Origin of the sequence: Neptunicella plasticusilytica, from assembly GCF_047922965.1 — a bacterium.
Classification (GTDB): Bacteria; Pseudomonadota; Gammaproteobacteria; order Enterobacterales; family Alteromonadaceae; genus Neptunicella; species Neptunicella plasticusilytica.
On the sequence record NZ_CP150481.1, the window covers coordinates 3982172 to 4000471 of the forward strand.

Sequence of the window (18300 nt, forward strand, 5' to 3'; positions counted from 1 at the left end):
GCATAAAAACGGCACTGAATTTGCACTTATCCAAATATGTTATCGATTTATCTGGCAATACTATGACTAGAAAGCTTACATGCGGGATCAGTATTCTGTTGTTCCATTTTTTGCTGGCGGGATGTGCAACCGCTCCTGATGCAGAGGATACAGACAACAGCACTCGCAGCGACGTCATGCCGCCCACCAACAATATTCATTTTCATACCGAGCAATTAGCCCGTCAATTATTTGATACTATCCAGCACTTGCCGTCAAAAGCGCCTGTTGCTGTGGGCACAATCTTGCCGGTTGAACTGGAAAATGGCAACGCCTTGCCTGATGACGCCTCATTCGGTCGGCAGCTTCAGGAGAGTCTGGTCACACTTGCCACCCAGGCGGGTCTGACGGTAGTCGAATTCAAAACCACTGACAGCATAGAGCTAAAACAAAACAGGGATATTATGTTGTCCAGAATGATAGAGCAGCTGGATAAAAATATTGATGTGAAGTACTTCCTGACCGGAACCTACTCGCAGCAGGAAACTCAGTATGTGGTTAATCTTCGACTAATTGATGTATCCAGCAAACAGATATTGGCCGCCGCAACAGACTACGTTCCTGCCAATGTCGGCTGGCATTCGGGTAATGTCATGCTGCAAAACCAGAAACTGTATCGCAAGGCGTACTAGGAGCAAAACATGAATAATAGGCTGAGTGCTTTGACGGCGTTGTTGTTATTACAAGGATGCCAAAGCCTGGAAAACTTCGCCCATCAGCTAACTGACAGTGATGCCAAGCCTGACGCAGAAGTATATGCGGAAACAGAGTCACCCCATTCTTCGCCATTGACCGCCAGCAACCGCTTCCAGCAAGACTACAACGGCAAATTCAGCAATTCACATAACGCATTGTCCAGCCAGGTGATCCCGGCAAACCTGAATATCAACACCTATACGAGTGGCATCGCACAACAGCTTATCGGTAACTTGCAATATGTGAACACCACCACCCCCGTTGCGATTACCAGCTTTGTATTTCTGGACAGCGATTACACCCAGTCAAGCTTGTTGGGCAATCAACTGGCTGAAGGGTTAGTACACGAAATGCACAAGTTTGGTATTCCGGTAATCGATTTTAAAGCCACAGATTATATCCGTGTCACTGAGCAGGGTGATTTTAACCTGAGTAAAGACTATACCGAACTGGCGCCTGATCTGCCGATTAAGTATGTAGTGGCTGGCACGGTAGTGAAACATAAGGACGGATATCTGGTTAACGCCCGCATCATTGGTTTGCGTTCCAAAGCCGTTGTCGCTTCGGCTCAAAGTTTTTTACCCAGAAACATAGTCGATAGTTTGCAAAAGAGCAGTGATGAAAGTACAAGAATGAGTTTGGTCAAAGGATAGCGTTGACCTCGAATATTGCCGGTTAAGGCACAATGGAGGTATTTGATGCGTTGCTTTTTTGCACTGGAGCCGGATAGCCAGACCAAATTGGCCATTGATCAATGGCGCAATCGGTACTTACCAGTCATTCCCAATCCGGTACCAGTAACCAACTTTCATATTACCCTGGCATTTCTGGGTCAACTCACTCCCTCGCAACTGTCGGTACTGAATCAGGCAATGGACGAATTAGACAGCCAGCCGGCTTGTTCAATAATACTCAATCAATTGGGGTATTGGCCGAAGCCGAAAGCGTTGTGGTTAGGCACATCACAAATTGACGAGGCGTTGTCCAATCTTGCGGAACACCTGGCGCGTACAGCACGACGCTGCCATATCAATATACAAAAAAGGTCTTATCTACCGCATCTAACCCTTTATCGAAAATGCCAGCAGAATCCTCCTGCTGCTCTGGTTGACCCTCAATTCCACTGCCGGTTTAACCAGTTTCATCTATTTGAATCAGTATCAACCCAACATGGCGTAAGTTATCAGCGTCGCAACAGCTGGGCACTGTATACCCATTAGACCTTAAACTGATCGACAATGCCTTGCAGCTCCACCGCCATGCGGGTGAGCTCATCTGTGGCAGTAGCGGTTTCTTCTGCGCCCTCGGCAGTCTGATTGGACATTTCATTGAGTCGGGCAATATTGCTATTAATTTCCTCTGCCACCGCGCCTTGCTCGGTCGCCGCACTAGCGATATGGCTAGCATTCTGGTTAATTTTGTCCACCGCCTGGGCAATAGTGTCCAATGCCTGCCCGGTGTCCACCGAAAATTCAACCGCTGCCTTGGCTTCATCCTGACTCTTTTGCATAACACTGACGGCCTGTTGCGAGCCAGCCTGCAATTTTTCAATCATGCTATTAATTTCGTCGGTGGATTTCTGCGTTCGGCTGGCCAATGTCCTCACCTCGTCAGCGACCACGGCAAAACCTCGTCCTTGCTCTCCAGCTCTGGCCGCCTCGATTGCCGCGTTCAGCGCCAGTAAGTTGGTTTGATCCGCAATGCCCTTGATCACTTCCAGCACAGTACTAATAGTTTCAGACTGTTTGCCGACATCGTTGATCGTCTGTGCCGACATTTCTACCTGCTTGGCCAAACGGTTAATCTGCTCAATCCCCTGCTTGACTATATCAGCGCCTTTATTGGTGGCGTCAGTGGCCTCATAGGCTGCTTGAGCTGTCAAATTAACGCTTTCGGCCACTTGCTGTGCTGTTGTTGACATTTGGTTGATAGCGGCCGCTATCATTGAGGTTTCTTGATGTTGAGAATCGATAATTTGACTGGTTTGTCGGGTAACTACCGACATTTCTTCTGACGCTGCCGAGAGTTGTGAGGTGGTGCCGGATATTTGTCCTAACATATCCAGTAATTTTAAACGCATACCGTTCATGGCCGCCTTCAGCTCGCCAATTTCATCCGAGCTGTCCACCACAATTTCCTGACTCAAGTCGCCTGAAGCGGTAACAATAGTCTGACGTATGGCGGCGATAATCATATTGGTAATATACAGACTTAACGACATACCAAAAATAACGCTGATTACCACCACAACAAGCATCACAACGACCGAACTGGATTCATGCTCATGGGCAATATCGACGCTCTCCAGGGTATAAGCTTCCATTTCTGCCAATAGCCCATCCAGAGTCTGATCAATATCATCTGCTTCGCCTTCAACCTGCAAGGCCAGCTGTTCAGCATCCGTTAACTGATTCTGACGATAATATTCAAACACCTGGCGTGCTTGCTCCACCAACTTGTTATGGTTTGCCTCTACTTTTTTTAATCCGTTTAGTATCCGCTCAAGAGTCCCAGCGGTTCCGTCATCAACTTGCCGTAATGATTGTTGTACCAAATCTTCCGCTTGCTTTAACACTTTAACGACATTGCTATCTGAACGACTAAAAGCTTTTCTGGCGGTATCAAACTGGTTATCAGCACCTTTCACTTGTTGCATAATAGCGCCGTAATGGGTGGCTCTTTCAAACAATATAACCTGTTCCAGCTGCTCAACTGTAACCATCATTAACAACTCTGTCAGCTTGATATTTTGCTCGGCAATTTTTTCCAGTTCGTTGCCTATTTTCGTCATGGAATAGATGGCATAGGCGCTGCTTAATATCAGCAACAGATTTAATATACTAACAATCCCCAGAAGTTTTTTTCGTAGCGACAAGTTATTTATAAATTGGCTCATAGTGCACTCGTTATTTGTCAGCAATGCTATTTTAACGGCTAGATAAGCGTGAAACTGAATGCCAGTTCAACTTAAGTTCCCACCCAATCATCCCATAAATGACTAATAAAGAAACAATTTATCGCTAATTTGCTTCCGGATAGCGAATTAGAAGAATGGGTGATAATTATCTCTTTCGTCACGCCATACCTACACTTGAAATAATGCCAATTGCGGCAGGCTAGAAACCCGGCAAAATAGCGGGGGTTAACTAATTTCGGAGAAAATCATGCAAATCAGACATTTACTAATGCTATTCGGATTATTGACACCACTTTCGAGCATGGCGAACGATGTGATACAGCAAGCCATAAACAATCCCGATCGCCCGGCGGAAGACAAACTCAGAGATAGTCAGCGCCAGCCTGACAAAGTGCTAGCATTTTTTGAGTTCAAGCCCGAACAGCAAGTACTGGACGTATTTTCCGGCAGCGGCTATTACACCGAACTGGTGGCCAGAATAGTAGGTCCCAAAGGACATGTCGATGCACATAACAATGCTCCCTATATCAAGTTTATAGGTGAAGATAAAATCACTGCCCGATATGCTGACAAGCGATTGCCGAATGTGACACAACTTATGCAGGATGCCAATTCACTGGAGCTGCCCACAAATCACTATGACCGTATTTTATTTATTCTGAGCTTCCATGATTTGTATCACGTCGACGAGCAAAATGGCTGGGACAAGATCGATGACCAGGTCTTTATGACCAAGCTGCTCGACGCCCTCACCGATGACGGGATCCTAGGGCTAGTAGATCATATTGCGCCTGCAGGCAGTGGTACACAAGCAGGCGAAAGCTTGCATCGCATCGATCCGGCCATTATTCGGCAAAAAATGGCCGAGTGGGGCTTTAAATTGATTGCTGAAGAGACTTTTCTGCATAACTCTGACGACCCACTCGATATACCTATGTGGGATAAAAATATACGGGGCAAAACCAGTAGGGTCGTAATGAAGTTTACCCCCATGTGACAGGGTCAATTTGAGTCACAATGTTAAAAACACAGCGTTTTGTACTAAAAACGCTGTGTTGACCACACTTCAACGGGTCAACCTGATGTGATGGTTTTCTCCCGCATCGGATTATTTAACCCGAGTTGGGGTTATTTATATAACTATTTCAATCACTTTAGTCTTAATGCATATTTACTCTGCGACGGCGAATGAGTAGGCTCTATATCTTTGGATTTAACCTTCTAGTTTGCCTGCGGGTAAAGGGAAACTCATGCAACAAACCTTCAAGCTCGTTATTGATTGTCCGGATCAGGTCGGATTGGTGGCGGCTGTCAGCCAGTTTTTAGCCGAACATAGCGCTACGATCGTTGAGGCCAACCATCACACCGACCAACAAGCTGGCCGTTTTTTTATGCGCCATGAAATTAAGGCTGACTCATTTAACCTGGCCAAGATAAATTTTGCTGAGGCGTTTAACCCTATTGCCGAGCAATATCAGATGAACTGGCATATTACTGACTCGCTAGAAAGGCAGAAAGTGGCGTTACTGGCCAGTCACGAGTCCCACTGCCTGGTGGATATATTACATCGTTGGCATAGTGGTGAATTGAATTGCGAGATCCCCTGTATTATCGCCAATCACGCCAAGATGAAACAGTTTGCCGACTGGTATGCCATCCCGTTTCATTTTGTGGATTTTAGTAACCAGCCAAAACAACAAGCCTTTGCGGAAGTAGAGCGTCTATTGGAAAATTACCAGATTGATCTCACCGTACTCGCCCGCTTTATGCAAATTTTACCTGACAGCTTGTGTCAAAAAATGGCAGGCAAAGCCATTAACATCCATCATAGTTTTTTGCCGTCTTTTGCCGGGGCCAAACCCTATCAGCAAGCTTATGATCGTGGGGTCAAATTAATTGGCGCAACCTGTCATTATGTGACCAAAGATTTAGATGAAGGACCCATTATCGAACAGCAGGTGATTCGTATCAGTCACAACGACAGCGCTGCCGATATGGTGCGTAAAGGTAAAGATTGTGAAAAAACAGCGTTGTCCAACGGCTTGCGTTATCATCTGGAAGATCGGGTCATTATTCACCATAACAAGACGGTTGTATTTGCCTGATGCGAACTAGAGGTTGTTACTTGACTGCTTAACAACCTCCAAGCCGTTTTCAAATCCTTTGAACTCCAGCTCGTGTAACCAACTCAGGGCATGCGCTATGTCATCGGCAAAAGTGAAGGGAATAATTTCTTTGAGCATGATGTCAAAACCTTCAACAAAGAGTTTGTAATGGGCCGACTCAGGATCGTCAATTCTGGCCAGCCCGTTAAACCCTTTACTTAACCAATAGTTAACTGCCTCTGACCAAACCAGATAACTGTCTGGAGTCATCCCTTCGACAAGATGAGTATCAAAAATAAATCCGTGCGCCGATGTTGGCATATTATCCACTATAGTTTTTATCTTGCCGATCGCATTTCGTGAAGCTTCTACATTCCAAGCACCAAAAGCTTCGAATATGATGATACTGTGGTCACTATAAAGAGAATAATTACCGTGTTGTGCAAACATTCTTCATTCCTTAATGAATATAACAACGGACTTGCAGTTGCAAATCGATATACCCGCGCTACCTAAAAAATGACGGAGCCAGAGCGACTGGGGTAGTATCGGTGCAAACGACAAACAACTAAATACATCAGACTAATGTAGTCCAATTCAGCTGAAATAGGTAATCAAAAGTTAGCTTAAAATCATATTAAATAACTTATTTATCAATTAATTAAGATTTTTCAAAGAGAGAATGAATGCAGCTGGATAACAAACAACGACAGGCTGCCAGAATGAAGGTATCTTGCTAAAAACTGGCCTGATAGTAGAGTGTCAAAGCGTTGTCGGTAAAGGTGGTATTTTGCCTCAATGGTGAATAATCATGAGCATCCAGTGATGTGGAAGAATATCTTACTCCATATTGTGCAGACATGGTTTGCGGGTTCAAGGACAAACTGACAAACCACTGACTTTTATTCTCGAGCTGAATTTGATGATCTTGAGAAAAGCTCATTTCAGATTCGATAGTTCTGCGGATCCCTACACCGACCGCAAAGTCATTTTGTAACTGGAATTGAGGCATGATTTCATATTCTGATGTAGCGATATTCTGTTTACAAACACCGCTTTGCAGCTTCTGGCGATGCATGAGCAATGAGGTATAAACGAAAAAACGCTCGCCAATTATATGCTTCACATCCAGTGATGCAGTTTGATCGGCCAAGCCGTCATATTGGAATTCGGCGCGCTGGAAGACAACATCGGCGTCGTCCGCCAGATTCGCCTTCAGCCAGTCAATCCCTGTATCCCAGAATTGCGAATCAGCCAGGCAATTAAAAGGGAGCAATAATATTATCAATAACAATCGGTTAGACATTTTGCCCCCTTTTTTACTCAAATATTTCAAATCAGTGGGCTAAACATTAACCTATTTTTAGCAGTGGTTAAGTATGAAAATTACATCATGGTTATTATTTAGACAGAATTAATTCTCGCTTTTTTCCTGCTGTTTAACGCCTGATTGCAGCGTTTTGGGTACCAAACCTGATTGGCTATCCTGCTGGCCACTTTCTTTTATGATGTGTTCCGGCAACTTAATCTGGGGTTGCCATTTAAGCCAGTCTTCATCGCCATCTTCCTCAAGAACAAACTGGTCATTGACCTTAGCTTGCGCACCGTATTCAGTTGGGGTAGCAAAGCTGATCCCACCACTCAACAAGCTCATTAGCGGGGCTGTTGAAACAGACATGCCTAGCAGCCCCATATCGAATTCAAAACCGCTTTCTTCCCAGAAACGACTGTTGGAACGCAGTAAAGATTGGTACTCGGGCTGGATCTGTGCATAAAACAGCAGATGGTCACTAAGCAACTCGTAGGCGTAGATTTTACCTACTGGCACTTGCTTGTAATACAGATCATCTCCTGGAGAAATACTGCTGCGTAACTCACTCCAGATCCTGAATTTAAGCCCTTCGCGCTTTTCAATCGGCTGCTGCTGCAAGGCATGGAATTCTTGCTGCGGTTTTCCGCTACCGGCCGAGAACGTGATATAAGGACCTGAGACCAGGGTATTGATACCGGAAATACCGGCGGAGCCAATTTGTGGCTTGACCAACCAGAACTGGCTACCTTCGTTTAATAGCGGAACAATTTTTTCATGCACCTGCACTGTAGCTTTTACCTTTTGCTTGTCATCAGATAAATTTAGCTTTTCCAGATTGCCCACTTCTAACCCGCGATAAAGCAACTTGGTCTGTTTCTCTTTAAGCCCGTTTACGTCGTCAAAATAGAGTGTAATCGACTCACCATTTTCCGGTAGATTACGCCAAACCATGAATGCCACCAGCCCGATTGCCAACACAGGCACCAGCCATAGCCACATATATTTTCCGCTGGGTTTTATTACTGCTTTTGTAGCTTCAGTCATGTTTATTTTTCCATAGTAAGCGGCTATCCAGTACTTGTGAGGCGATTAGTGTCAGTACCACTACGCCAGCAAACGCCACAATACCAGGTCCGGGATCCACTCTTGCCATATCCTGTAATTTTACCAATGCCACCAATATCGCCACCAGAAATACATCCAGCATTGACCAGGGGCCAATCCGCTCGACGAAACGCCATAATTTATGATGGGTCAGATGCGACAGGGGAGAAACATGGGGACTTACCAGCAACAGATACAACATCAGTAATATTTTAACGATAGGAATAACAATACTGACAGTAAACACCAGTGCGGCTAGCCCGTACATACCACTGGTATACAAATCGATAATCCCGCCCATGATGGTGGTATCGTTACTGCGCCCCAGATAAGTCATGGTCATAATGGGATAAATATTGGCCGGTACATAGAGAATCAGGGCTGACAGGGTGAGTATCAGTGCAGGTAAATTGTTGCCTCGTATGGTTTTGACCAGCACATGCTCACAGCAACAGCATTGTAGTGATTCCCCTTCCTGTGGCTGCTGATAATCCTGAACTGTGCTGCACTGAGGGCAAAGAATTTGAGTCAACAGTAAATCTCCGTTGCATTGCTGGATTAACTGTTACTGTCGATAAAATAGACCAGTAAGTCAACTTATCTGATCTATTAGGCTGAAAGCGGGGTTGGAATTTCCAGATCAAAAAAGGCGCTGTCCTCGCGGAGAGCGCCTTTTTAAAATCACTAGTAAGTGAACTAAATTGCTTTAGCTTTAGTGATGATATCTACCAGTATCCAGGACTTGGTCTTGGAGTAAGGACGACATTCACGCAAAGTGACAACATCGCCTTCACCACACTGATTAGTTTCATCATGGGCGTGTAATTTAGTGGTACGAGTAATGTACTTTCCATAAACTGGATGTTTTACCCGACGTTCAATGGCAACAACGATGGACTTGTCCATTTTGTTACTAACTACACGGCCTTGTACTGTACGAACAGTTTGTTCAGTCATTACGCATCTGCCTTCTGAGTCAAAATGGTTTTAACGCGAGCAATACTGCGACGCACCTTTTTGATCTGGTCAGTTTTTTCCATCTGACCAGTACTGTGTTGCATGCGCAGATTGAACTGTTCGCGAAGCAGCTTTAACAACTCTGCGTTGAGCTCTTCTACGCTCTTGTCTTTCAGTTCGGTCGCTTTCATTACATCACCGTCCGAGTTACAAAGGTTGTTTTAAATGGCAGTTTCGCTGCAGCCAGTTCAAACGCTTCACGTGCTACTTCTTCTGGAACACCTTCCATTTCGTATAACACGCGACCCGGTTGGATCTGACATACCCAATACTCGACGTTACCTTTACCTTTACCCTGACGAACCTCAAGAGGCTTTTCAGTGATAGGCTTGTCAGGGAAAACCCGAATCCAGATTTTTCCTTGACGTTTAACAGCACGAGTCATGGCACGACGAGCCGCTTCGATTTGGCGTGCAGTCATACGACCACGGCCAACGGCTTTTAAGCCGAAAGTACCGAAACTAACTTTACCGCCAGCAACGGCCATACCACGGTTACGACCTTTATGCTGTTTACGGAATTTCGTACGCTTTGGTTGTAACATATCTTAGCCCCCTTGCTTCGCAGCGCGGCCTTTTTTCTTCTTAGGTGCAGGAGCAGCTGGCTGCTCATGAGTAGGCAAGCCACCCAATACTTCACCTTTGAAGATCCAAACCTTAACGCCGATGATACCGTAAGTGGTATTCGCTTCCGAGGTAGCGTAGTCGATGTCAGCGCGGAAAGTGTGTAGTGGTACACGACCTTCACGATACCATTCTGAACGTGCAATTTCTGCTCCGCCCAAACGACCGCTCACTTCAACTTTGATACCTTGAGCACCAATTCGCATTGCATTTTGTACCGCGCGCTTCATCGCACGACGGAACATAACACGACGCTCTAACTGGCTTGCGATGCTATCGGCAACCAACTGCCCGTCTAATTCAGGTTTGCGTACTTCAGAGATGTTAATTTGCGCTGGTACACCAGCCAAATTAGACACATGTTTACGCAATTTTTCGACATCTTCCCCTTTCTTACCGATAACCACACCAGGGCGAGCAGTGTGAATAGTCACACGGATGCTCTTGGCAGGGCGTTCGATAACAATTTTAGAAACTGAAGCACTTTTCAGTTCCTTGCTCAGGAATTTGCGAACCTGATGATCATTAAACAGGTTATCTGCATATTCTTTAGTATTAGCGTACCAGGTAGATGTCCATGGTTTGCTGATACCCAGGCGTATACCTGTAGGATGTACCTTCTGTCCCATAACCTTCTCCTAGTTATCAGCCACAACGACTGTGATGTGACTGCTACGCTTAAAGATACGATCTGCACGGCCTTTCGCACGAGGCTTAATACGCTTCATGGTAGGACCTTCGTCAACAAAGACTTTAGCGACAGTAAGTTCGTCGATATCAGCGCCTTCGTTATGTTCGGCATTGGCAATCGCTGATTCCAGAACCTTCTTCATCAGGTCTGCAGCTTTTTTCTGACTATAAGTCAGTACTTCCAATGCTTGTTCAACGTGTAAACCGCGAATTTGATCCGCAACCAAGCGAGCCTTTTGAGCCGACGTGCGGGCAAAGCGATGTTTAGCTAAAGCTTCCATATTCTACCCCTTATCGTTTCTTGGCTTTCTTATCCGCGACATGGCCACGGTAAGTACGCGTTGGCGCAAATTCGCCCAATTTATGACCGACCATTTCGTCACTGACAAATACAGGAACGTGCTGGCGACCGTTATGGACTGCAATGGTCAATCCAATCATATCTGGAATGATCATGGAGCGACGTGACCAGGTTTTAATTGGTTTTTTGTCGCTCTTTTCCACCGCAGTCTCTACCTTCTTCAGCAAGTGCAGGTCAATAAATGGACCTTTCTTGAGAGAACGTGGCATGGTGAATCCTCGCTATTACTTGTTACGACGACGTACGATGAACTTATCCGTACTCTTATTTTTACGGGTTTTAGCGCCCTTAGTAGGTTTACCCCAAGGTGATACAGGATGACGGCCACCAGAGGTACGACCTTCACCACCACCATGTGGGTGATCTACAGGGTTCATTGCTACACCACGAACTGTTGGACGAACACCTCTCCAACGCGTGGCTCCCGCTTTACCTAATGAACGCAGCATGTGTTCTGCATTACCGATTTCGCCAATAGTGGCGCGGCAATCAGACTGAACCTTACGAACTTCACCTGAACGCAAACGGATAGTGACATAAGCCCCATCACGCGCCAGAATTTGTACGTAAGCGCCAGCAGAACGTGCAATTTGCGCACCTTTACCCGGCTTCATTTCAACCGCGTGTACCGTAGTACCGACGGGAATGTTGCGCATAGGTAAAGTGTTACCTGCTTTGATCGGTGCATCAGAACCTGAAACAACCGCATCGCCAGCTTTAACACCTTTCGGGGCCAGGATGTAACGGCGTTCACCGTCAGCATACAAAACCAGTGCGATATTGGCAGAACGGTTAGGATCGTATTCCAAACGTTCAACTTTGGCAGGAATGCCATCTTTGTTACGTTTGAAGTCAATTACCCGGTAGTGTTGTTTATGACCACCACCAACGTGACGCACGGTAATACGACCATGGTTATTACGACCACCAGACTTGCTACTTTTTTCCAACAAAGGAGCATAAGGTGCGCCTTTGTGCAAATCCGGGTTGACCACCTGAACGACGTGGCGACGACCCGGAGAAGTTGGCTTAGCTTTCATTAATGCCATGACAAAATACTCCTGTTACTCAGCGCCACCGACGAAGTCGATGTCTTGACCTTCTTTCAGTACAACGTAAGCCTTTTTCCAGTCTTTACGTCTTCCGAAACGCATACCGCTACGCTTGGTTTTACCCTTCACGTTAACGGTGCGAACGCAATCCACTTCAACTTCAAACAGTTTCTCAACCGCTTGTTTGATTTCGTTTTTGTTCGCATCTTTCAATACTTTGAAGACAACAGTGTTGCTTTCAGCAGCCAGAGTAGTTTTTTCTGAAACATGTGGTGCTAACACCACTTTCAATAGACGTTCTTCGCTAATCATGCCAACGTCTCCTCTAATTGCTTCACTGCATCAGCAGTCATCAACACTTTTTCGAATGCAATCAAACTAACGGGGTCAATACCCGCAACATCACGCACATCAACTTTGTATAAGTTGCGTGCAGACAAGAACAAGTTCTCATCAACTTCAGACGTTACGATTAACACATCGTTAAGCTCAAGCTCATTAAGCTTGGCAACCAATTCTTTGGTTTTTGGTGCTTCAACAGCGAATTTTTCTACCACAATCAGGCGTTCCTGACGTACCAGTTCAGACAAGATGCTTTTGATCGCACCACGGTACATCTTCTTGTTTACTTTCTGACTGTGATCCTGATTTTTAGCAGCGAATGTTACGCCACCTGAACGCCAGATAGGACTACGGATAGTACCCGCACGGGCACGACCAGTTCCTTTTTGACGCCATGGCTTTTTACCGCCACCGCTAACTTCAGAACGTGTTTTTTGTGCACGGGTACCTTGACGGGCGCCGGCGCCAAAAGCGACAACAACCTGATGTACCAATGCTTCGTTAAACTCACGTCCAAAAGTAGCTTCGGATACTTCAAGAGCGCCTTTAGCGTCTTTCAATACTAATTCCATCACCGATCTCCCGAACGTTACGCTTTAACTGCAGGTTTAACGATAACATCACCACCTGTTGCGCCTGGAACTGCACCTCTGATCAACAGAAGGTTACGTTCGGCGTCAACACGTACTACTTCCAAAGACTGAACAGTCACACGCTCGTTACCAAGCTGGCCTGCCATTTTTTTGCCTTTGAAAACTTTACCTGGTGATTGGTTTTGACCAATAGAACCAGGAGCACGGTGAGACAAAGAGTTACCATGTGAATTACGTTGGTGACTAAAGTTCCAACGCTTGATTGCACCTGCAAAACCTTTACCTTTAGAAGTACCGATAACGTCAACTTTTTTGGTTTCAGCAAAAACTTCAACAGTGATTTCACTGCCAACTTCAATACCTTCACCTTCATTGCCGTCCAGACGGAACTCCCATAAACCACGGCCCGCTTCCACGCCAGCTTTAGCAAAATGACCTGCTGCTGCTTTATTTACGCGGTTAGCTTTTTTAGTGCCAGTGGTCACTTGTAGCGCGCGATACCCATCGGTTTCTTCAGTACGTAACTGAGTAACACGATTAGGGGCCGCTTCGATAACAGTCACGGGGATAGAAGCACCATCTTCTGTGAAGATGCGCGTCATACCCACTTTACGACCGATTAGACCAATCGCCATTGTTAAAACCCTCTAATTAGCCCAGGCTGATTTGAACATCAACACCGGCAGCCAGATCCAATCTCATCAATGCATCTACTGTTTTATCAGTAGGTTCAATGATATCGACCAGACGCTTATGAGTGCGGATTTCATACTGATCACGTGCATCTTTATTCACGTGAGGTGAAGTCAACACCGTATAACGCTCTTTGCGTGTAGGAAGTGGAATAGGCCCACTTACTTGCGCACCAGTGCGTTTGGCAGTTTCAACGATTTCAGCCGTAGACTGATCGATCAACTTGTGATCAAACGCTTTCAAACGAATACGAATTCTTTGATTTGGCATCGACCAAGCTCCAATCGAAAGAACAAAAATATACACCCACCGCCTACCATTATCGCTAGGGGGGATGCGTGAATAATCGACAGTCCCATATCGGGACGCTGTAAATTTAATTTGTGCCTAAAAACGACAACAATCCGTTGCCATTGCTGACAGCGGACGCGAATTATACAGAAGTTGTTTGACGTTGCAACACTAAATGTGATTATTTACTACTGGCGAACTACTGTGAAGTCGGAAAAGCGTTGTTTACCTGACAACGGCCATAAAAACAAATCAACAGTACCAACTGGTATTCGCCTCGACTATAGTAGTAGGCCTAAAAGTAAGTACATGATTCAACGGGAAAACATGCTAGAAACGCCAAGAAAGCAGCAAGAGCTGGAAAAGATAGACCGATTACTGGAGTCGCATCCTTCATTAATGGACGCCTATCAAAAGCTCGAAACCATCGTTCTGAGTCTGTTTGATGCAGAGCGTATGAGTATTTTCCAGCGGCGTAGACAAAATCAGGATCTGGTGGCCCGCTTTAAAACCGGTTCCGAGACCCGCGAAATAAAAGTGCCCATTAGTCCACAATCCATTGCCGGATATGTTGCGCTGGCACAGCTTCCGTTAATGATCGCCAACCCCTACGATGCGGACGAGTTGAGTGGTATCCATCAGCGGCTGCGTTTTGAAGGGAAATTTGATAAAAGCAGTTCGTTTAAAACCCGCAATATATTGTGTGTACCTATTCTTAATTCCGGCGTATTGCTGGGTGTGTTGCAAGTTATCAATAAACGTAAGGGTGATTTTGATGATGCCGATCTGGATATCGCCCAGGATTTGACCAAAATCATCGGCAATAAATTCCGTTATGAGCTGGGTGGGACTCAACAACCTTTTCAGTATCTTATTCATAGTAACCTGATTCAGGAAGGCGAACTGAAAAAATTGGTGGACAGCAGTAAAGACACCCGGCAGTTAATCCAGCGGCTGATTTCCGAACAACGTATTTCTGAAGAGCATATCGGTCATGCGTTATCCATCCATTATCAGGTTCCTTATATTCCGTTTAATCCTGACAAATATCATCTATATCAAAGTGACAGCCGGCTAAATTCGTCCTATTTAAAGCGTAATCTGGTAGCCGTGGTCTCCGACGCTTCGGATAACCCAATGGTATTGATGGCCGAACCCAATAACGCCGCCTTATTAATGGAGATAGAAAGCGCACTGGGTATAGAGAGTTACGAAATTTGTGTTGGCTTGCCTAATGCCATCTTGCAATATCTGGGGGCGGCAAGCAGCGGTGGCGGTGCGCCCGGGGCGATGGACGATATTCTGGATGAAATTGGTACCAGCACGGAAGTCCAAGATGAAGGACATGATGAAATGTCCGACGATGCGCCGGCGGTGGTGCGCCTGGTCAGCCGTATCTTGCATGATGCCAAACGGCTTAATGCGTCGGATATTCATGTCGACCCGGAGAAAAATGCACCGACCCGGGTGAGAATGCGGGTGGATGGCGTGTGCCGTGATATTACCCAGGTTCCTGCTTCGCACCACAGTGCTGTGATAGCGCGGATTAAGATCATGTCAAACCTGAATATCGCCGAGAAGCGAGTTCCGCAAGACGGTAAAATCGCAGTGAAAATGTCCGGTCAACTGGTTGAAGTACGGGTCGCCACTATTCCGACTGTGGCTGGCGAAGGCGTCGTTATGCGGATTTTGGCCTCAGGTGGCGCTATGCCGATGGAGAAAATGAACCTGTCGCCGCGCAATATGAGCATGATTAAAGAAATGATTAAAAAGCCTCACGGCATATTATTAGTGGTTGGCCCCACCGGTTCAGGTAAAACCACTACTTTACATGCGGTGTTAGGTGATCTGAATACACCAGATAAAAAGATTTGGACGGCAGAAGATCCGGTGGAAATTACCCAGCCCGGATTACAGCAAGTGCAGGTTAACCCCAAAATCGGGTTTACCTTTGCCAATGCATTACGCGCATTCTTGCGGGCCGACCCGGATATTATCCTGATTGGTGAGATGCGAGACAAAGAAACTGCCCATGCCGGTATTGAAGCCTCTCTTACCGGTCACCTGGTTCTGTCAACCCTGCACACTAACTCCGCCCCGGAAACCATTACCCGTCTATTAGATCTGGGGCTGGATCCGGTTAACTTTTCTGATGCCTGCGTAGGTATTCTGGCGCAGCGACTCATCCGGACTATTTGTCCCAATTGCAAAGAAAAACATCCCGCGTCTGAAGACGATATCGCCTTCATTCGTCGCCAATATGGCAGCGACTACCTGGATGAAATCGATCTGGATAACTTGCAGTTATATCGCGGCAAAGGCTGTGACGAATGCGGTGATACGGGTTATAAAGGTCGAACCGGCGTGCACGAGCTGTTATCCATGACCGGCGGGCTACGTAGTCTGGTTTATAAAGAAGCGTCGGTACATGACATGAAAGCCCAGGCTATGAAAGACGGTATGCGTACCTTGACTCAGGATGGTATTTTCAAGGTACTCAAGGGAGATACCGATATTGCCCAATTACAAATCATTAGCGGGGCCGAATAAATCGGCCCAGCTCAGCTGACTAGCCTGCAACCAGCATATCACTGTTAAAATAGTTGCCTACCCCGATAGTGAGCAATAATAATCCCCACGCACTATGCTGGATAACCACAATCAACGTCGATTTAGTATTCGCATAGGTGAGTCCAAATAACAGGCCCCCTGCCGCCGACACTATCACTGCTATCCAGTTTCCGTACAACCCATGCAACATAGAAAAGCACAAGGAAGACACGCCAACCCGCAATATTTTGGCAGGAAACAGTTTTTTAAAGCGATGAAAGAAAAAGGTTCTGAATATCAGTTCCTGCGGGATCACCGACAATAACGGATATAACAGCAATGTCACCAGCCACAGATAAGGTTGCTGCAGGGGCAAGGATAGGAACAGACTGGGCATCCAATACCAGCAAACTAACGTCACTATCGCCACCCATAAAGTAAAACTCAGGTGCAGGTATTGCCGATACTTGCGCACATCGGACAAGCGCCCCAGTCGTTTGCGTTTAAATTTGGGATCAGCCCAGAGTACTGCACTGCAATAACCACCGGCGATAACCAGACAGGGGATCACAAAACTGACTAGATAGTCACGGTTGGCAATCAATAACACTGGAAGCAGGCAAAAAAGTAGCAAGAACTCCATCCAACGTTTGTAACGCTCTGATGAAAGTTTCTGTGCCATACTGAAAATATAGTTATTTATACGCTGCACCAATTAATCTGTCCGACCAAAAAATCCATCTTCAACAACCAGGTTTGCCAATCCACCCATATATGACAGTTTAACGAACACAGAATGAATAATGAGTGAACTATTTATGACAGCATCCAAGGAGGTTTTGTCAGAATAAATTTGGCTTCCTAACCTGCAAGTATTACCATTCCCCTCTTTGCCGAACCTGGCAATCTGATTAACGGGTGCAAACCCCAAAATAACAAAAATAGTGCATATGAATAATTTGCTCGGCATTAATATTCAGCATCTTTATCCGGTGATCCCAACATGCTAGAGCTTGTCGCCCAATACAAACTGCTTGTCTCCATCTTCATCATTGTTGTCACAATGTCAGTGAAGTATTTAATAGTCAGCCTGATCAAAAAAAGAGCCAAGAAAAAAGGCAAGGATAAGCGTTACCTGGTTAACAGCTTTAAAAATCTGATTAACTTCCTGATCATTATTGTTCTGCTTAACTTCTGGGCGGCAGAATTACAAAAATTCGCCTTTTCTATTGCGGCCTTTATTGTTGCTATCGTATTGGCGACACGCGAATTTATTCAATGCCTGATAGGTTTTATCTACATCGCCTCAACCCGGCCATTTAGGGTGGGTGACTGGGTACAAATAGGCAATCAGTGTGGGGAAGTTAGCGCCACAGACTGGGCTAAAATGACCATTCTGGAGGTGGATATAGAAAGCTATAGCTTTACTGGCAAAACCGTATTTTTGCCCAATAGCCAGTTGATTAATAATCCCATCAAGAACCTGAATTTTCTTAAGCGCTATGTCTCCCACCACTTTGTTATTACCCGGGATATGAGTGTAAATCCTTTTATTTTTATCGATGTCCTGAAAGAGCGCGCGGTGGAGTATTGCCAGCATTTTCACGATGTAGCGATACGCTATAACCAGATTATCGAAAAACGACTGGAAGTTCGCATTACGGGTCCTGAAACTACCATCCATATCAGCACCTCCAATTTGGGTGACACTAATACCGAATTCACTATTTTCTGCCCCACCGAACAAGCGCTGGAAATAGAACAAAAACTGACAGCTGACTTTATGCGTCTCTGGTTTGCTGAGAAAGATAAACAGCAAATTGCCGAAAATGAAAAACAGCAAAAGGTCGAAAACACCAAACTGTTAGAATAATAACCCCTGTTGATAGATGTTCGTCACTGCTGGCAGCTACTT

General features: G+C 45.7%; 24 protein-coding genes. 7 read left to right on the forward strand and 17 right to left on the reverse strand.

Annotated features, from left to right (window positions below):
• The first annotated feature begins 62 nt into the window (after nt 1-62).
• The 3 genes from V1467_RS17895 to thpR are packed head-to-tail and all read left to right on the forward strand — an operon-like array spanning nt 63 to nt 1955.
• Nucleotides 63-671 carry a FlgO family outer membrane protein gene (locus tag V1467_RS17895; protein WP_416306341.1) on the forward strand — a complete coding sequence of 203 codons (609 nt, stop codon included), beginning with the start codon at nt 63-65 and terminating at the stop codon, nt 669-671.
• A 9-nt stretch (nt 672-680) separates the two neighbouring features.
• On the forward strand, nt 681-1388 hold the full coding sequence (locus V1467_RS17900) for a FlgO family outer membrane protein (RefSeq protein ID WP_416306342.1): 708 nt from the start codon (nt 681-683) through the stop codon (nt 1386-1388).
• 45 nt (nt 1389-1433) lie between these two features.
• Complete coding sequence (thpR, locus tag V1467_RS17905; protein WP_416306343.1) at nt 1434-1955, forward strand: RNA 2',3'-cyclic phosphodiesterase; 522 nt, start codon at nt 1434-1436, stop codon at nt 1953-1955.
• On the opposite strand, the gene V1467_RS17910 is transcribed toward thpR, so the two are convergent.
• Entirely contained in the window at nt 1952-3631 is a 1680-nt protein-coding gene (locus V1467_RS17910; RefSeq protein ID WP_416306344.1) for a methyl-accepting chemotaxis protein, read from the reverse strand. The two genes, thpR and V1467_RS17910, sit on opposite strands and share 4 nt — an antisense overlap.
• A gap of 268 nt (nt 3632-3899) precedes the next feature.
• Between V1467_RS17910 and V1467_RS17915 the strand changes: the two genes are divergently transcribed.
• A complete protein-coding gene (locus V1467_RS17915) occupies nt 3900-4649 on the forward strand; it encodes a class I SAM-dependent methyltransferase (RefSeq protein WP_416306345.1) in 750 nt (249 codons plus the stop codon).
• Nucleotides 4650-4902: 253 nt separating this feature from the next.
• Nucleotides 4903-5757, forward strand: a complete 855-nt coding sequence (purU, locus tag V1467_RS17920; protein WP_416306346.1) for a formyltetrahydrofolate deformylase — start codon at nt 4903-4905, stop codon at nt 5755-5757.
• A 6-nt stretch (nt 5758-5763) separates the two neighbouring features.
• On the opposite strand, the gene V1467_RS17925 is transcribed toward purU, so the two are convergent.
• The 15 genes from V1467_RS17925 to rpsJ all read right to left on the reverse strand — a co-directional run bounded on the left by V1467_RS17925 (nt 5764) and on the right by rpsJ (nt 13814).
• Nucleotides 5764-6207, reverse strand: a complete 444-nt coding sequence (locus V1467_RS17925) for a hypothetical protein (RefSeq protein WP_416306347.1) — start codon at nt 6205-6207, stop codon at nt 5764-5766.
• A 286-nt stretch (nt 6208-6493) separates the two neighbouring features.
• The gene (locus tag V1467_RS17930) at nt 6494-7063 is read right to left on the reverse strand and encodes a hypothetical protein (protein ID WP_416306348.1); all 570 of its coding nucleotides are present in this window, start codon (nt 7061-7063) and stop codon (nt 6494-6496) included.
• Nucleotides 7064-7171: 108 nt separating this feature from the next.
• Complete coding sequence (locus tag V1467_RS17935) at nt 7172-8113, reverse strand: MlaD family protein (RefSeq protein ID WP_416306349.1); 942 nt, start codon at nt 8111-8113, stop codon at nt 7172-7174.
• Complete coding sequence (locus tag V1467_RS17940) at nt 8106-8705, reverse strand: paraquat-inducible protein A (RefSeq protein ID WP_416306350.1); 600 nt, start codon at nt 8703-8705, stop codon at nt 8106-8108. Before V1467_RS17940 ends, V1467_RS17935 begins: the two co-directional genes overlap by 8 nt.
• 164 nt (nt 8706-8869) lie before the next feature.
• Nucleotides 8870-9130 carry a 30S ribosomal protein S17 gene (gene rpsQ / locus V1467_RS17945; RefSeq protein ID WP_416306351.1) on the reverse strand — a complete coding sequence of 87 codons (261 nt, stop codon included), beginning with the start codon at nt 9128-9130 and terminating at the stop codon, nt 8870-8872.
• A complete protein-coding gene (gene rpmC, locus V1467_RS17950) occupies nt 9130-9321 on the reverse strand; it encodes a 50S ribosomal protein L29 (RefSeq protein ID WP_416306352.1) in 192 nt (63 codons plus the stop codon). The genes rpsQ and rpmC overlap by 1 nt, the downstream gene beginning before the upstream one ends.
• Nucleotides 9321-9734, reverse strand: coding sequence for a 50S ribosomal protein L16 (rplP, locus tag V1467_RS17955; protein ID WP_416306353.1), 414 nt, complete (start codon nt 9732-9734; stop codon nt 9321-9323). Before rplP ends, rpmC begins: the two co-directional genes overlap by 1 nt.
• A gap of 3 nt (nt 9735-9737) precedes the next feature.
• The gene (gene rpsC / locus V1467_RS17960; protein WP_416306354.1) at nt 9738-10442 is read right to left on the reverse strand and encodes a 30S ribosomal protein S3; all 705 of its coding nucleotides are present in this window, start codon (nt 10440-10442) and stop codon (nt 9738-9740) included.
• A gap of 9 nt (nt 10443-10451) precedes the next feature.
• Nucleotides 10452-10784 carry a 50S ribosomal protein L22 gene (rplV, locus tag V1467_RS17965; protein ID WP_416306355.1) on the reverse strand — a complete coding sequence of 111 codons (333 nt, stop codon included), beginning with the start codon at nt 10782-10784 and terminating at the stop codon, nt 10452-10454.
• Nucleotides 10785-10794: 10 nt separating this feature from the next.
• Nucleotides 10795-11073 carry a 30S ribosomal protein S19 gene (rpsS, locus tag V1467_RS17970; RefSeq protein ID WP_416306356.1) on the reverse strand — a complete coding sequence of 93 codons (279 nt, stop codon included), beginning with the start codon at nt 11071-11073 and terminating at the stop codon, nt 10795-10797.
• 15 nt (nt 11074-11088) lie between these two features.
• Complete coding sequence (rplB, locus tag V1467_RS17975) at nt 11089-11913, reverse strand: 50S ribosomal protein L2 (RefSeq protein ID WP_416306357.1); 825 nt, start codon at nt 11911-11913, stop codon at nt 11089-11091.
• A 15-nt stretch (nt 11914-11928) separates the two neighbouring features.
• Nucleotides 11929-12228: a 50S ribosomal protein L23 gene (gene rplW / locus V1467_RS17980; protein WP_416306358.1), complete on the reverse strand. Its 300-nt coding sequence runs from the start codon at nt 12226-12228 to the stop codon at nt 11929-11931.
• A complete protein-coding gene (gene rplD, locus V1467_RS17985) occupies nt 12225-12830 on the reverse strand; it encodes a 50S ribosomal protein L4 (protein ID WP_416306359.1) in 606 nt (201 codons plus the stop codon). The genes rplW and rplD overlap by 4 nt, the downstream gene beginning before the upstream one ends.
• Nucleotides 12831-12847: 17 nt before the next feature.
• Nucleotides 12848-13486, reverse strand: a complete 639-nt coding sequence (gene rplC, locus V1467_RS17990; protein WP_416306360.1) for a 50S ribosomal protein L3 — start codon at nt 13484-13486, stop codon at nt 12848-12850.
• Between the two features lie 16 nt (nt 13487-13502).
• Nucleotides 13503-13814 carry a 30S ribosomal protein S10 gene (gene rpsJ / locus V1467_RS17995; protein WP_006012796.1) on the reverse strand — a complete coding sequence of 104 codons (312 nt, stop codon included), beginning with the start codon at nt 13812-13814 and terminating at the stop codon, nt 13503-13505.
• 348 nt (nt 13815-14162) lie between these two features.
• On the opposite strand from rpsJ, the gene V1467_RS18000 reads away from it, so the two are divergent.
• Nucleotides 14163-16385, forward strand: a complete 2223-nt coding sequence (locus V1467_RS18000; RefSeq protein ID WP_416308723.1) for an ATPase, T2SS/T4P/T4SS family — start codon at nt 14163-14165, stop codon at nt 16383-16385.
• A gap of 19 nt (nt 16386-16404) precedes the next feature.
• Here V1467_RS18000 and V1467_RS18005 read toward each other — a convergent pair whose 3' ends face one another.
• A complete protein-coding gene (locus V1467_RS18005) occupies nt 16405-17067 on the reverse strand; it encodes a lysostaphin resistance A-like protein (protein ID WP_416306361.1) in 663 nt (220 codons plus the stop codon).
• A gap of 321 nt (nt 17068-17388) precedes the next feature.
• Here V1467_RS18005 and V1467_RS18010 point away from each other — a divergent pair, with 321 nt between their 5' ends.
• The gene (locus V1467_RS18010) at nt 17389-18258 is read left to right on the forward strand and encodes a mechanosensitive ion channel family protein (protein ID WP_416306362.1); all 870 of its coding nucleotides are present in this window, start codon (nt 17389-17391) and stop codon (nt 18256-18258) included.
• Nucleotides 18259-18300 lie beyond the last annotated feature (42 nt).

What these genes read in the sequence shown, in the direction of transcription:
- rplB (WP_416306357.1), bottom strand. Translation starts at nt 11,913, where the DNA reads ATGGCATTAATGAAAGCTAAGCCAACTTCTCCGGGTCGTCGCCACGTC.
- rpsS (WP_416306356.1), bottom strand. Translation starts at nt 11,073, where the DNA reads ATGCCACGTTCTCTCAAGAAAGGTCCATTTATTGACCTGCACTTGCTG.
- V1467_RS17910 (WP_416306344.1), bottom strand. Translation starts at nt 3,631, where the DNA reads ATGAGCCAATTTATAAATAACTTGTCGCTACGAAAAAAACTTCTGGGG.
- purU (WP_416306346.1), top strand. Translation starts at nt 4,903, where the DNA reads ATGCAACAAACCTTCAAGCTCGTTATTGATTGTCCGGATCAGGTCGGA.
- rpsC (WP_416306354.1), bottom strand. Translation starts at nt 10,442, where the DNA reads ATGGGACAGAAGGTACATCCTACAGGTATACGCCTGGGTATCAGCAAA.
- V1467_RS17935 (WP_416306349.1), bottom strand. Translation starts at nt 8,113, where the DNA reads ATGACTGAAGCTACAAAAGCAGTAATAAAACCCAGCGGAAAATATATG.
- V1467_RS17895 (WP_416306341.1), top strand. Translation starts at nt 63, where the DNA reads ATGACTAGAAAGCTTACATGCGGGATCAGTATTCTGTTGTTCCATTTT.
- V1467_RS18005 (WP_416306361.1), bottom strand. Translation starts at nt 17,067, where the DNA reads ATGGCACAGAAACTTTCATCAGAGCGTTACAAACGTTGGATGGAGTTC.
- V1467_RS18000 (WP_416308723.1), top strand. Translation starts at nt 14,163, where the DNA reads ATGCTAGAAACGCCAAGAAAGCAGCAAGAGCTGGAAAAGATAGACCGA.
- rpsQ (WP_416306351.1), bottom strand. Translation starts at nt 9,130, where the DNA reads ATGACTGAACAAACTGTTCGTACAGTACAAGGCCGTGTAGTTAGTAAC.
- V1467_RS17925 (WP_416306347.1), bottom strand. Translation starts at nt 6,207, where the DNA reads ATGTTTGCACAACACGGTAATTATTCTCTTTATAGTGACCACAGTATC.
- rplW (WP_416306358.1), bottom strand. Translation starts at nt 12,228, where the DNA reads ATGATTAGCGAAGAACGTCTATTGAAAGTGGTGTTAGCACCACATGTT.
- V1467_RS17915 (WP_416306345.1), top strand. Translation starts at nt 3,900, where the DNA reads ATGCAAATCAGACATTTACTAATGCTATTCGGATTATTGACACCACTT.
- thpR (WP_416306343.1), top strand. Translation starts at nt 1,434, where the DNA reads ATGCGTTGCTTTTTTGCACTGGAGCCGGATAGCCAGACCAAATTGGCC.
- rpmC (WP_416306352.1), bottom strand. Translation starts at nt 9,321, where the DNA reads ATGAAAGCGACCGAACTGAAAGACAAGAGCGTAGAAGAGCTCAACGCA.
- rpsJ (WP_006012796.1), bottom strand. Translation starts at nt 13,814, where the DNA reads ATGCCAAATCAAAGAATTCGTATTCGTTTGAAAGCGTTTGATCACAAG.
- V1467_RS18010 (WP_416306362.1), top strand. Translation starts at nt 17,389, where the DNA reads ATGCTAGAGCTTGTCGCCCAATACAAACTGCTTGTCTCCATCTTCATC.
- V1467_RS17930 (WP_416306348.1), bottom strand. Translation starts at nt 7,063, where the DNA reads ATGTCTAACCGATTGTTATTGATAATATTATTGCTCCCTTTTAATTGC.
- rplP (WP_416306353.1), bottom strand. Translation starts at nt 9,734, where the DNA reads ATGTTACAACCAAAGCGTACGAAATTCCGTAAACAGCATAAAGGTCGT.
- rplC (WP_416306360.1), bottom strand. Translation starts at nt 13,486, where the DNA reads ATGGCGATTGGTCTAATCGGTCGTAAAGTGGGTATGACGCGCATCTTC.
- rplV (WP_416306355.1), bottom strand. Translation starts at nt 10,784, where the DNA reads ATGGAAGCTTTAGCTAAACATCGCTTTGCCCGCACGTCGGCTCAAAAG.
- V1467_RS17900 (WP_416306342.1), top strand. Translation starts at nt 681, where the DNA reads ATGAATAATAGGCTGAGTGCTTTGACGGCGTTGTTGTTATTACAAGGA.
- rplD (WP_416306359.1), bottom strand. Translation starts at nt 12,830, where the DNA reads ATGGAATTAGTATTGAAAGACGCTAAAGGCGCTCTTGAAGTATCCGAA.